Raw genomic sequence first — 13,190 nt, 5'->3', positions numbered from 1 at the left:
GCTTGAAAAGATCTCAATGCCCTAGGTGTTGGGGTCTTTTTATTTGTGGAAAGAAAAAATGACCAATCTTCCAAGTATCAAACAGCTACAGTATTTATTAGCTGTTCATCAACATCAGCACTTTGGCAGAGCTGCCAGTGCCTGTTTTATTGGGCAATCTACTTTAAGCAGTGCTATTCAAAATCTTGAAGAAACGTTGGGTTGCCAGCTTATTGAACGCGAAAATCGCAGCCTTATGTTTACCAGTATTGGTGAAGAGGTTGTTGAGCGCTCTCGTAAAATAATTAACGATACAATTAGTTTAAAAGAGCTCACTAAAAGCTTTTTAACACCACTGAGTGGTAAATTAACGGTGGGTGTTATACCTACAATTGCTAGCTTTATAGCGGCTCCTCTGTATCACTTTTGTAAAGAAACCTTTTGTGATTTAGAGCTGGTATTAATAGAAGATACGAGTGATAAGCTACTGGATAAACTTGAGCATGGGCATATTGATTTAGCGCTACTTGCACTGCCATACGAAACCGATAAATTTCATACACAAGTATTGGCAAAAGATCAGTTTAGTTTAGTGCACCATAAGGACTACAGCGCTGCAAAGGGCGTAGTCGACTTTAATCTATTACCAGAGGCTAGCGTATTCTTACTCGAGCGTGAGCACTGTATGACAGGCCATGCGCTTAGTGCATGTCATTTAAACCGTGCTAGTTGTATTAACCCATTTGAAGCAGCAAGCTTGCATACATTATTGAGTATGGTTGAGCATCAGCTCGGGGTGACTTTTTTACCACAAATGGCGATTAACGCCGGAATTTTAGATAATAAAAATATGGTGGCGACACCATCACAAAGCGATGCATATAGAGATATTGGCATATTGTGGCGTAAAACTACAGGGCGGATCCGCGACTTTAAATTATTTAGTCAACAGCTTGAGATATTTTTAAAGCGCCAATGTAGTTTAGATTTTTCTAAATAAGAATAGGAAATGAATAAAAGCAGCCTATAAAGGCTGCTTTTGATTTTGAAGATGGCTTTCAAAAGGCTCAAGTTCGGGTAAAAATAGTAAATAAATCCATACCACCAAGTTAAAGTAAGGCACGCAGCCTAATACAGTAAAAACCTTAACTGGGTAGCCTTTAATATTTGCGTAACGATAACACTGATACGCGATTGCAAAATGTATAATCAGTAATAACATAACTAGCTGTGTCATACCTTTCTCCTTAAAAGCTTAAATAGCTTTGAAACCCACTATAAATATCAGCACTACGTCGCCAAAAGGTAATGTCATGTTTTTAAAGTGAAATACATTAAAAGGCACGACATTTTTTATTTGATACTGAAAGTATAGGCAAGAAAGGTAATATTGGTAGTAACAAATTGTTTAATTTTGTTTATTTTGGGCTAGCTTGTTGTTGGTAAAACGTTTTATTTTTTGAAATTTTTTCAAGTTCATCTTTTACTTTTTCAACAGGTACTGGGCGTGCAATAAAGTAGCCTTGTCCATAATCAACACCTATCTCTTTTAGTGCAAAAAATATCTCTTCGTTTTCAACGTACTCAGCTACAGAGCGCTTATCGAGAGACCGACTAATATCATTTATTGCTTTTACTAACGCTAAGTCTATAGGGTCATTAAGCATGTCGCTTACAAATGAGCCATCAATTTTTACATGCTGTGCTGGAAGCTGCTTTAAATAGTTAAATGTACTAAAGCCAGTTCCAAAATCGTCAATAGAAAAATGACAGCCTAAGCTATTAAGCTTCTCAATCATTTTACGAGTCGCTTTTAAGTTGTTAATACTTGCTGATTCAGTTATTTCAAAAATTATCCGCGAAGGGGGCACGTTATACTTTTCAAGGTTTGATTCAATTAATGGCAATAAGCGTTCATCTAAGAATGATTGTGCTGACAAATTAATAGCAACTTGGTTTAACTCTGGGTGCTTAGACACACAAGCAACGGCATTACGTATAACGCATTGATCCATCAAAAATGTGTCGTTAAGCATCTCTAAAGAGGGAATAAATTGATTTGGGTATACAAGTTCACCTTTGAGTTTTAAGCGTAAGAGCGCTTCAAAATAAGCAACTTTGCACTCTTTAAAATCCCAAATAGGTTGGTAATGCAGTTCAATATTATCTTGCTGCAGTGCTTGGCGAATTTCGTGACCCCATTCAAGCCCTGTTTGAAGCGTATTGTTTTGAGCATCCTCTTTTGAGTAGCAATGTACTAAGTTACGCCCTAAATTTTTGGCAATATACAAAGCAATATCGGCTTGTTTTAAACATTCATTAGGATCATTGTTTTGTGTCGTAATTTGAGTTAAACCGATAGAGCAGCTAATTGTGTATATCTGCTCTTCTGATTTAAAAGCATGTTTTTCTATTGCGCTGCACACACCTTCAGCAATAAGGTGTGCATCCAGTAAATTCATATCGGTAAGTATGACTGCAAACTCATCGCCGCCTATTCGGCACACCAAATGGTCTTCGCCAATATTTGCTTTAAATAATTGCGCCACTTCTTTTAATACTATGTCACCTTGGTGGTGACCTTTGCTGTCGTTTATTATTTTAAAGTGATCGAGGTCAATATAAATAACAGCATGCTCTATGCCATCATACGTGTATTTATCTTGGCATATTTTATTAAGCTGTTGATCAAAGTAATAACGGTTATGTAAACCAGTTAATGGGTCATGGTGTGCTAAATGACGTAGTTGGATCTCTGCTTGTTTACGTTCGTGTATGTTGTCGATAGTGGCGGTTATGGTCGCGTTATTACGACTATTTTTGATTAGCTGTAATCTGCATTCGACCCAAATTAAATTGCCATTTTTATGGGTGAGCTTTACTTCTATTTGTTGCTGTTGCTCGCCACCATGTAAAATGTCATTAATAGTATAATTTAGTCTTCCTTTATCTTCGTTATTACAATAAGCGCTTAATGGGGTTTGTAGTGATGATTTAACACCAAAACCGCTTAATGTCTCCCATGCAGGGTTAATAAAACGAATATGCCCTTGCTGATCAAGCTCTAAAACAACCGTATTCAAATGCAATAAAATACGCTGATGAGCCGAAAATAACTCTTTGTAACGCACTTCGCTCACGCTTAGCTGCTCTACTTTGTAAGCAAACTCAGCATAACTCACCATAAAATCTTCACGTCGTGCGGCGTGGTCACACACTTTATTTAAAAATGAAGGGTCGTATGGGGCTCTAATAAAATCGGTAACACCAGACAGCAAAAGCTGCTCAGCGTAATCAGCATCATCACTTTCTATAATCGTAACAATAGCTTGTTTAGAATTGTGCTGTAGGATTTCTTCAACGAGTACACTTGAGCTCTCTGCACTTGATGTAGTGGCATCGAGTAGCACAATTGAAAACTGCTGTTGGTTGTAAGCGTTTAGTGCTGCTTTGGCTGAGGTAACGTGAGTAATAGCAAAGTTTAACTTTAACTGTTCACTAATTTTTTCGGCCGTATTTTGAAGTGGCTCTAATAATAATAAGTTTAGCCGACTACTTTTTTCTAAGTGAGTAGATAAAACATTCGCAAGTACTTGAGGGAGCATGTCTTTATGTTCAAACGGCAGTACAGCATCTATCCCGTAGCTTCGGGCTGTTGTTTCGGCAATACGCTCACAGTAAATTGGCGGAATAAGTAAAATTGGGGTGTTTTTTGGTGTTTTTAATAATCCTGAGCGGATCATCCTCGAAAAGCGCCAGCCGTCAATTTTTCCAACATTAATGCCCGTTATTATAATATCAACAGGGTGTTGTTTTAAAAGCTTTAAAGCTTGTTGGCTATCTTGCGCATCAATAAAGGTAAATACATTTAAGCTATCTAAAGTGCCCTTAATCGCGCGACGTTCAGCACTACTTGCGTTTAATATTAGCAATTTAAGCTGGTTTGGCACGTGTTGAACACCCCTAATGTAACTTATAATAATTCAGCCGAACAAGAATAGTGACATTTAACCATAAGAACAAGAAAATTTAATGAGAAACACGCAAACAAGACATTATAAGTTTGGCTGATTTCTTGAGCTTAATACCCGATACATATACACTTGGCGCGATTTTAAATGATGTGGATTACTAATTATGCGCGTGGCTGACTTTAGCTTTGACTTACCTGATGAATTAATAGCTCGTTTTCCTAAAGCGGACAGAACTAGCAGCCGTTTACTTACTTTAGATGGCCCAAGCGGAACTCTAGAACATAAAGTGTTTAGCGACATACTTGATTTAGTAAACGAAGGCGATTTGTTAGTCTTTAACAATACACGCGTAATTCCAGCACGTATGTTTGGTCAAAAAGCCTCTGGCGGCAAAGTTGAAGTGCTTGTAGAGCGAGTGCTAGATGAACATCGCGTACTTGCGCACGTACGCGCGAGCAAGTCGCTTAAGGTTGGTAACGAAGTTATTCTTGAAGGCAAAGCCAAGGCAATAATGGTTGCACGCCACGATACATTATTTGAGCTTGAGTTTGATCATAGCCAAAACGTGCTAGATATACTTAATGATATTGGTCATATGCCACTGCCTCCTTATATTGACCGACCTGATACCGAAGCTGATCGCGAACGTTACCAAACTGTTTATGGAGAAAAGCCAGGTGCAGTTGCTGCGCCAACAGCGGGCTTACATTTTGACGATAAGTTAATGACGGCACTAAAAGATAAAGGTGTAAACATGGCTTTTGTTACTTTGCACGTTGGCGCCGGTACTTTTCAGCCAGTACGAGTGGATAGTGTTGATGAGCATGTAATGCATTCCGAGTACATTGAAGTACCCGATGATGTAGTTGCTGCCGTTGCACAAACCAAAGCAAGTGGCGGGCGCGTAATTGCGGTTGGCACAACATCAGTACGCTCATTAGAGTCGGCAGCTAAAGTTCACGGCGGCAAATTAGATACGTATTTTGGTGATACCGATATATTTATTTTTCCGGGTTACCAATTTAATGTTGTTGATGCCATGGTCACTAATTTTCACTTACCAGAATCAACGCTTATAATGCTAGTCAGCGCTTTTAGCGGACAAGACAATATTATGGGTGCATACAATACGGCAATAGAGCAGCAGTACCGATTTTTTAGTTACGGTGATGCGATGTTTTTAACACGTAAGTAACCATTTATTATTTAATACTCAGTAAAAAACACTAAAAACCCCAGCAACGAAGCTGGGGTTTTTGTTTAGCATAATAAGCAAAACTGAATTTATCGCAGCTAATAGTATTAATGAGGCAAAAAGGGTAGAATCGAGCGGTTAAATTATAGCTTGTTGGACTGTTTTTCTGACATTGAGGATGATATGAAATTTGAATTAGATTGTACTGACGGAAAAGCGCGCCGCGGCCGCTTAATTTTTGACCGTGGTGTAATAGAAACACCTGCATTTATGCCTGTTGGTACTTACGGTACTGTAAAAGGTATGACGCCAGATGAAGTAAAAGCCACTGGTGCGCAAATATGTTTAGGTAATACCTTTCATTTAATGCTTCGTCCAGGTACTGAAATCATTAAGCAACATGGTGATTTACACGACTTTATGAATTGGGATTTCCCAATTTTAACTGACTCAGGCGGTTTTCAAGTATTTAGCTTAGGCGCAATGCGTAAAATCACTGAAGAAGGCGTGTTATTCCAATCTCCAGTAAATGGTGATGAAATTATGATGTCGCCTGAAAAGTCGATGGAAGTACAGCGCGACTTAGGCTCAGACATCGTTATGATTTTTGACGAGTGTACGCCATATCCAGCAACTGAAAAAGAAGCTAAAGATTCTATGGAGTTATCTCTTCGTTGGGCTAAGCGCTCAAAAGAAGGGCATGGCGACAATCCATCTGCTTTGTTTGGTATTATTCAAGGTGGTATGTACCCAGAATTACGTGCACAATCGCAAGCAGGCTTAGAAGAAATTGGCTTTGATGGCTATGCATTAGGTGGTCTATCAGTAGGCGAGCCTAAAAACGAAATGATGAATATTCTTGATCATTGTGCGTTTAAAATGCCAGAAGACAAACCACGCTACCTTATGGGTGTAGGCAAGCCAGAGGATTTAGTTGAGTCTGTTCGCCGTGGTATTGATATGTTTGACTGTGTTATGCCAACACGTAATGCGCGTAACGGCCATTTATTCATTACCACGGGTGTCGTTAAAATACGTAACGCAGTACATAAAACAGACACAGGGCCACTTGACCCTGAGTGTGATTGTCATACGTGTGGAAACTATTCACGAGCTTATTTGCATCACCTTGATAAATGTAACGAAATTTTAGGTGCGCGACTAAACACAATTCATAACTTACGTTACTATCAACGTGTTATGGAAGGTTTACGTAATGCAATTAGCGAAGGTAAATTAGAAGAATTTGTACAAGATTTTTATGCTCGCCGAGGCCAAGACGTGCCAGAGCTAGTAGATATAAAAAATTAAACTTTAAAATTAAAGAGGAAGTATCATGAGTTTATTTATTTCAAATGCACACGCAGCAGCTGGTCAACCTGCGGCAAGCGGTGGTTGGGAAATGCTAATAATGTTAGCTATTTTCGGTTTGGTTTTTTACTTTTTAATCTACCGCCCGCAAGCTAAGCGCGTTAAAGAGCACAAAAGCTTAATGAGTATGATGGCTAAAGGCGATGAAGTACTTACCCAAGGCGGTTTAGTGGGTAAAATTGTGAAGATTTCTGAAGAGAAAGATTTCATTGTTATCTCTTTAAACGAGCAAGCAGAAGTAACAGTACAAAAATCTGCAGTATCTGCAGTATTGCCAAAAGGCACAATGAAGTCGCTATAAAAATAATAAGGACGACCCCGTGTTAAACAAGTTTCCAGTTTGGAAGTATTTACTTGTTTTAGCTGTGGTAGCCATTGGCCTTTTATATGCCTCTCCAAACTTGTATGGTCGCGATCCGGCTATACAAGTTTCAGGTGCTAAAGGCGCTGATGTCGATCTCAGTGTTGTAGACAAAGTAAACGCAATCCTTGAAAAAAATAATGTAACCGCTAAATCGACAATACTTGAAGATGGGCAAATTTTAGTTCGTTTAAAAAATGTTGAAGAACAGCTTAAAGCGCATGACTTACTTCGTGATTCGCTGAGCGACGATTACATTTCTGCTATTAATATGGCACCTGCTCAACCAGCTTGGTTAAAAGCAGTTGGTGGTAACCCTATGAAGCTAGGTCTTGATTTAAGTGGTGGCGTACATTTCACCATGGAAATCGACATGGCAACAGCGGTTGATAACCAGCTTGAGCAAATGGAACAAGATTTTCGTAGCGACCTGCGCGAAGAAAAACTACGTTACCGTAGTGTTCGCCGCGTAGCAGGCTCCGATCGTATGCGTGTAGAAATGCGTACTGAAGAAGACAAAAATGCAGCAGAGAGCTTCTTAGAAACTCGCTACCCGCTAAATGTCTACATTGATGACAGCAGTAACGATAAAGCATTTTTTGCGACAATGAGTGAGCAAAAACTCAAAGAAATTCGTGACTACGCTATCAAGCAAAATGAAACGATTATTCGTAACCGTATCAACCAAATTGGTGTTGCAGAACCTAACGTACAACGCCAAGGCGCTGAGCGTATTATTGTTCAACTACCTGGTATTCAAGACACAGCACGCGCTAAAGAAATTTTAGGCGCAACAGCAACACTTGAATTTCGTGAAGTAGACGAAAACGCTGATATTAGCGCTGCTGCTCAAGGTCGTATCCCTGCGGGTACTGAAATGATCATGAGCCGCGACGGTTACCCTGTTGTACTTAAAAAGCGTATTATTCTAGAAGGCAGCCATATAACTGGCGCGCAATCTGGCGCTGATGAATACCAACGCCCGCAAGTGAGTATTACGCTAGATAGCAAAGGTGGGGCAAAAATGAATGCCTTTACCAAACGTGCTATTGGTAAGCGTATGGCAACGGTATTTATTGAGTACAAGCCATCAGGTAAAAAAGATGCAGACGGTAAAGCGCTTCCGCCTATTAAGGTTGAAGAAGTTATTAACGTAGCAACAATTCAAGCACGTCTTGATCGCTCGTTCCGTATTACCGGTATCGATAACCCAGCTGAAGCACATAACTTAAGTTTGCTACTTCGTGCAGGTGCGCTTGTAGCACCAATTCAAATTGTTGAAGAGCGCACTGTAGGTCCAAGTTTAGGTCAAGAAAATATTGAAGCGGGTATGACTGCGGTTGCACTTGGTTTTGCGTTTGTACTTGTGTTTATGCTTGTGTACTACAAAGGCTTTGGTATGGTTGCAAACCTTGCGCTTGCGGCTAACTTAGTACTGATTGTTGGTGTTATGTCTTTAATTCCAGGCGCTACACTTACGCTACCTGGTATTGCCGGTATTGTATTAACGGTAGGTATGGCGGTTGATGCTAACGTACTTATTTTTGAACGTATCCGTGAAGAGCTAGCCGATGGCCGAAGCCCTCAACAAGCAATTCATTTTGGCTACGATAGCGCATTTAGCACTATATTCGATGCCAACATCACCACGCTAATTGCTGCCATTATACTGTTTGCAGTAGGTACCGGCCCAATAGCGGGCTTTGCAGTAACACTTGCGATTGGTATTTTAACTTCAATGTTTACAGCCATCGTTGGTACCCGTGCGGTAATCAACTTATTTGTTGGTGGTAAACGTATTGATAAACTTTCGATTTAAGGAGCTGACATGCAAATTTTAAGTTTGGGTAGTAGAACCCTTCGTTTCATGTCTCTTCGAAAAGTGGCTATGGGTTTTTCGACGTTATTAATTTTAGCGTCGTTTGCATCAATTTTTGTTAAGGGCCTAAACTTTGGTTTAGATTTTACCGGCGGTACGGCGGTAGAAGTGGGTTTTTCACAACCGGCTGACCTTAAAAAAGTACGTGATGCACTAGCTGATAATGGTTTTGCTGATGCATCAGTGCAGCTATTTGGTTCAAGCCAAGAAATTTTAGTTCGCTTAGCACCACGCGGTAGCGATGTAAAAGCTGAGGTGATTGGTAACCAAGTAATCGATGCACTTAAAAAAGCAGACGACAGCGTAGTAATGCGCCGTATTGAATTTGTAGGCCCAAGTGTAGGTGAGGACTTAAAAGAGCAGGGTGGCCTTGCCATGTTAACTGCGCTTATTTGTATCTTAATCTACGTTGCGTTTCGTTTTGAATGGCGCTTTGCAGTAGGTGCGGTAGGTGCACTACTACACGATGTTATCATTACTGTGGGTTTATTTTCGGTATTAGGTTTAGAGTTTGATTTAACTATATTAGCGGCCATTCTTGCGGTAATTGGTTATTCACTTAACGATACGATTGTTGTATCTGACCGTATACGTGAAAACTTCCGTAAGGTACGCATTGACGATACGATAGAAATTATTGATATTTCACTTACGCAAACACTTAACCGTACACTTGTAACATCAATCACGACTATTTTAGTATTGATTGCCTTGTTTACATGGGGCGGACAAACCATTCATGGTTTTGCAACTGCATTACTGTTTGGTGTGTTTATTGGTACTTATTCTTCGATTTATGTTGCAAGCTCTGTTGCTATAGCAATGGGCGTAAGCAAAGAAGATTTAATACCAGAAGTGATAGAAAAAGAAGGCGCAGACCAAGACGCTATGCCGTAACTAGGTTTGTACTTAATAAAAACCGCTCTTATGAGCGGTTTTTTATTGCCTGTAATATATTTATGCTCACGATTGTTTTAGCTTTACTGTGCAAGTATGAATAAACAGTGCTAACTTTGTAGAGCACGCCATGAGTGTAACGTCGTACTATGTATTTAAAATAAGTATTAATAGCGCGGTTATTAATCATAATATCGTCATCTTATATTTAGGCGCTGGAAGCTGTTTAGCTTAAATAACGCGATAATTTAAACTATCAATAATAACTGTTAAAACTACCGATAATAACTAGGGTGATAATTATGTTGCCATTAAAGTATTTGATTAACGTAGTAAGTTTGTTTGTATGCAGCGCTTTAGCGAGTGAGGTAAATATCGTAAATGTAGCGCAGGAGTAGCGTGTGCAATATGCTCGTGACGACTACCTTAACGAGCTATTAGAAAAAGCATTGGTGAGCGCACAATACCCTGCAGAGATTAACCCCGTTTTAATTCATCCCCATCAACAACGTACTTTAATAGCACTAGATACAAAAAATTTAGATTTATACTGGAGTATGAGCAGCCCCGAAAGAGAGTCTTTAGCTATTGCGATTAAAATCCCATTATTTAAAGGCTACATAGGTAAAAGGGCACTATTAACAAGTAAGAACAGCATTGCTAGATTTAAAGGTGTTACGAGCTTAGAGCAGTTAGGTAGGCTTTCTGCGGTGCAAGGTCATGATTGGCCAGATACAAGAATAATGTCCTATAACGGCTTACGTGTAAGGCCGCTTACCAATTACCAAGCCATGTTCACTTTAACGAGCCGTGGGCGGATAGATTACTTTCCTCGCTCGTTTATTGAGGTTAATTCTGAGCTTATTGAAAACAAACAAAGTAACTTAGTCGTTGTGCCTAATTTATATATAAGCTACCCAACGGGTATTTATTATTTTGTGACTAAGAGTAAACCCGAATTGGCAAAGGCAGTAGAGGAGGGCTTAATATTAATGCAGACAAACGGCGAGTTTGATGCATTATTTAATGAATACTTCGCAAAGGATTTAAATACACTACCTTATACAAAAGGTAAAACGATAGAGATTAAACTCGATAACCCTTATTTTTAGGCACAAAAAAAGGAGCCTGGGCTCCTTTTTAGTATGCTATTAATAGCATTTAATTAGCGAAGTAACGACTCAGTTAATACTGGACGAATTTCGCGAATAATTGCTTGAGTCAGTTTTGGTGAACCACAGATAATATTGCCGCTGTGATTATAGTTATTACCACCGGCAAAATCTACAACCATACCGCCCGCTTCTTTAACCATTAGTTCGCCCGCAGCAGAGTTCCAAGGTTTTAAACCAATTTCAAAAAATCCATCAACACGGCCAGCTGCAACGTATGCCATATCTAAAGCAGAACAACCTGCACGGCGAATATCAGCAGTGTGTACAAATAATGCTTTAAACGCTTCAGTGTATGCATCCATGTGGTTTTTGTTTTTGAAAGGGAAACCAGTAGCAAGTACAGTGCCTGCAAGAACCGTAGTTTTGCTAACGCGTAGACGTTTACTGTTTAACTGAGTGCCTTGACCGCGAGATGCAGTGAAAAGCTCACCACGAATTGGATCATAAATAACAGCTTGGTCTAAACGACCTTTAACTTTAAGTGCGATAGAAACCGCGTAATGAGGGATACCTTTGATGAAGTTAGTTGTTCCATCAATAGGATCTACAATCCATTGGTAATCATCATCCTTGCCTTTATGCTCACCTAGTTCTTCACCAACAATTGAGTGAGTAGGGTAAGACTGTAAAATAGTGTCACGAATTACGGCTTCGGCTTCTTTATCAATGTTAGTTACTAAGTCGTTAGCGCCTTTTTGTTGCACTTCAACTTTTGATAAATCTTCACTTGCGCGAAGTAAAATTTTGCCTGCGTTGCGCGCAGCGCGAACCGCAATGTTTAACATTGGATGCATGGTATTACCTTTGGGTTGTAAAAGAACGTTTATATATTTCAGCCGGCGTATTTTAGCGACTTTTGACATAAAGTAAACAATAAACCCCAAATACTTATGTTTGTTTTTTATACAAGATTGAAATGTGTATATATTTTTAAAAAATAATAATGAGCAATTAATAAGTCATTATGTTCCTTTATGTGTTTATTAAATCGAATTAATTTTAAATAACGCTTTACCTAAAGTTAGCTTGAGGTTTTATCGTGCTCCTAACTTAATTGATAGGACAACATTATGCATTTAGAGCACGTAAACTTAGTCGCGAGTGATATAGGTAGCATGCTTAAATTTTATCGCGCTGTATTTCCACATTGGTCGATTAGAAGTGAGGGCAGAGGCGATTGGCATGGAAAACCAAGACGCTGGGTACACTTTGGAGATGACACGCATTACATTGCGATAAGCGATCATGGTGAGGGTGAAAACAGAAACTTATCGGGCCATCAAATTGGTTTTGCACACTTTGCTTATGTAACTAATAATTTAAGCGCAGTAGTAATGCGCTTAAATAAAGTGGGTTTTACTCTAAGCAAGCAAGGTAGCGAGAATCCTTTCAGAAAGAATGTCTACTTTATTGATCCCGCCGGGTTTGAGGTGGAATTTGTAGAGTATTTAAGTGACATACCAAGCGAGCGAAATAACGATTTATAATAAAATACCAAGCAGCACGCTAAAGTGCTGCTACTCAATTATAGTTAGCGGCTATTATTACCCGTGCCAAACTGGGTTTTTAGCTCATTTGCAAAGCTCATAAATTTTTCTTTAATTGTGCGCTTTATTTTTACTTCAACCGATCCCATAACTGCCTTTCCTTCAATATGAATAGTAGGACCTTGGCGTTTGTTAAGCGACACAGATTTATTTTCAAGACTACTTAAAATACAAAACATTTTAGACACTACATTTACATGCTCTGGTACGTAAATCTCATCGCTACCAAAAATACAGTTAACGTGAATAGTTACATTTTGATGCGCAAAAATGGCATCGGTAAAATCTAGCACCACCGATCCCATAAAGTTACTCAAATATATATTCTTTGGCACGACCCACTGACCGCTTCGCTCGTTAGAGCCTAAAATGCTGCGTAATGTAAAATCATCATCACTGTTTTGTTGTGCACTATAATGTGGTGTAAATTGCGATTGTTTTTCTGCTTTATATTGCTGATCAGTATTAAGTGTTAAATCTTCTACTAAGGCTAAAAGAGCTTCGTTATTAGGTGCATCCATCGCGTTATCTAAGCGTCTCTCAAATGCATCAACAGAAATAACCCCATGACTGTAATTATAAATTAATTGATCAATTACTTGTTCGCGTACTTGCTCTATTGGGCGGTCTTCGACTTTTACAGACATGGGGCATTCCTTATTATATTTACTATTAATACAGCTCTTGATGTTTATATGCAAAGCACGCACCAAATATAATAACCTTAATTATCAATTATTTAATTTTAAATGATGTTTTATGTTTTGTTATATTAACGATAGATTAACCAAAAATGCAATTATCTAGTTATT

Annotated in this window: 11 protein-coding genes and 1 pseudogene; 8 read left to right on the top strand and 4 right to left on the bottom strand. The window is 39.0% G+C overall.

Going from position 1 to position 13,190, the window contains the following annotated elements:
* Positions 1 to 58 precede the first annotated feature (58 nt).
* On the top strand, positions 59 to 979 hold the full coding sequence (locus tag CXF76_RS18300; RefSeq protein WP_007586467.1) for a hydrogen peroxide-inducible genes activator: 921 nt from the start codon (positions 59 to 61) through the stop codon (positions 977 to 979).
* Positions 980 to 1,003: 24 nt separating this feature from the next.
* Here the strand turns inward: CXF76_RS18300 and CXF76_RS18295 are convergent, their stop codons facing one another.
* Complete coding sequence (locus CXF76_RS18295) at positions 1,004 to 1,216, bottom strand: hypothetical protein (RefSeq protein WP_002957835.1); 213 nt, start codon at positions 1,214 to 1,216, stop codon at positions 1,004 to 1,006.
* Positions 1,217 to 1,397: 181 nt separating this feature from the next.
* Positions 1,398 to 3,929, bottom strand: a complete 2,532-nt coding sequence (locus tag CXF76_RS18290) for a two-component system response regulator (protein ID WP_101164317.1) — start codon at positions 3,927 to 3,929, stop codon at positions 1,398 to 1,400.
* A 187-nt stretch (positions 3,930 to 4,116) separates the two neighbouring features.
* Here CXF76_RS18290 and queA point away from each other — a divergent pair, with 187 nt between their 5' ends.
* From queA to CXF76_RS18260, 6 genes and pseudogenes are all read left to right on the top strand, one after another.
* A complete protein-coding gene (gene queA, locus CXF76_RS18285) occupies positions 4,117 to 5,148 on the top strand; it encodes a tRNA preQ1(34) S-adenosylmethionine ribosyltransferase-isomerase QueA (RefSeq protein WP_007586470.1) in 1,032 nt (343 codons plus the stop codon).
* A 183-nt stretch (positions 5,149 to 5,331) separates the two neighbouring features.
* The gene (gene tgt / locus CXF76_RS18280) at positions 5,332 to 6,459 is read left to right on the top strand and encodes a tRNA guanosine(34) transglycosylase Tgt (protein WP_007586471.1); all 1,128 of its coding nucleotides are present in this window, start codon (positions 5,332 to 5,334) and stop codon (positions 6,457 to 6,459) included.
* A gap of 25 nt (positions 6,460 to 6,484) precedes the next feature.
* Positions 6,485 to 6,820, top strand: a complete 336-nt coding sequence (yajC, locus tag CXF76_RS18275) for a preprotein translocase subunit YajC (protein ID WP_007586472.1) — start codon at positions 6,485 to 6,487, stop codon at positions 6,818 to 6,820.
* 19 nt (positions 6,821 to 6,839) lie between these two features.
* Positions 6,840 to 8,699 carry a protein translocase subunit SecD gene (gene secD, locus CXF76_RS18270; protein ID WP_007586473.1) on the top strand — a complete coding sequence of 620 codons (1,860 nt, stop codon included), beginning with the start codon at positions 6,840 to 6,842 and terminating at the stop codon, positions 8,697 to 8,699.
* A 9-nt stretch (positions 8,700 to 8,708) separates the two neighbouring features.
* Entirely contained in the window at positions 8,709 to 9,656 is a 948-nt protein-coding gene (gene secF, locus CXF76_RS18265; RefSeq protein WP_101164316.1) for a protein translocase subunit SecF, read from the top strand.
* Between the two features lie 302 nt (positions 9,657 to 9,958).
* A pseudogene (locus CXF76_RS18260) lies at positions 9,959 to 10,768 on the top strand (substrate-binding periplasmic protein).
* Positions 10,769 to 10,821: 53 nt separating this feature from the next.
* Here the strand turns inward: CXF76_RS18260 and suhB are convergent.
* On the bottom strand, positions 10,822 to 11,625 hold the full coding sequence (suhB, locus tag CXF76_RS18255; protein WP_002957826.1) for an inositol-1-monophosphatase: 804 nt from the start codon (positions 11,623 to 11,625) through the stop codon (positions 10,822 to 10,824).
* 276 nt (positions 11,626 to 11,901) lie between these two features.
* On the opposite strand from suhB, the gene CXF76_RS18250 reads away from it, so the two are divergent.
* On the top strand, positions 11,902 to 12,318 hold the full coding sequence (locus tag CXF76_RS18250) for a VOC family protein (protein ID WP_101164315.1): 417 nt from the start codon (positions 11,902 to 11,904) through the stop codon (positions 12,316 to 12,318).
* Between the two features lie 44 nt (positions 12,319 to 12,362).
* Here the strand turns inward: CXF76_RS18250 and CXF76_RS18245 are convergent, their stop codons facing one another.
* Complete coding sequence (locus tag CXF76_RS18245; RefSeq protein WP_101164314.1) at positions 12,363 to 13,025, bottom strand: LiaF domain-containing protein; 663 nt, start codon at positions 13,023 to 13,025, stop codon at positions 12,363 to 12,365.
* Positions 13,026 to 13,190: the final 165 nt, after the last annotated feature.

This window comes from Pseudoalteromonas sp. 78C3 (genome assembly GCF_002836695.1).
GTDB lineage: Bacteria > Pseudomonadota > Gammaproteobacteria > Enterobacterales > Alteromonadaceae > Pseudoalteromonas > Pseudoalteromonas arctica.
Note: the sequence above shows the minus strand (reverse complement) of the source record. Positions and strands in the feature narration are given on the sequence as shown.

Bases quoted from the DNA above. Each gene is read 5' to 3' on its own strand.
- queA (WP_007586470.1), top strand. From the start codon at position 4,117: ATGCGCGTGGCTGACTTTAGCTTTGACTTACCTGATGAATTAATAGCT.
- suhB (WP_002957826.1), bottom strand. From the start codon at position 11,625: ATGCATCCAATGTTAAACATTGCGGTTCGCGCTGCGCGCAACGCAGGC.
- yajC (WP_007586472.1), top strand. From the start codon at position 6,485: ATGAGTTTATTTATTTCAAATGCACACGCAGCAGCTGGTCAACCTGCG.
- CXF76_RS18295 (WP_002957835.1), bottom strand. From the start codon at position 1,216: ATGACACAGCTAGTTATGTTATTACTGATTATACATTTTGCAATCGCG.
- CXF76_RS18300 (WP_007586467.1), top strand. From the start codon at position 59: ATGACCAATCTTCCAAGTATCAAACAGCTACAGTATTTATTAGCTGTT.
- CXF76_RS18250 (WP_101164315.1), top strand. From the start codon at position 11,902: ATGCATTTAGAGCACGTAAACTTAGTCGCGAGTGATATAGGTAGCATG.
- secF (WP_101164316.1), top strand. From the start codon at position 8,709: ATGCAAATTTTAAGTTTGGGTAGTAGAACCCTTCGTTTCATGTCTCTT.
- CXF76_RS18245 (WP_101164314.1), bottom strand. From the start codon at position 13,025: ATGTCTGTAAAAGTCGAAGACCGCCCAATAGAGCAAGTACGCGAACAA.
- tgt (WP_007586471.1), top strand. From the start codon at position 5,332: ATGAAATTTGAATTAGATTGTACTGACGGAAAAGCGCGCCGCGGCCGC.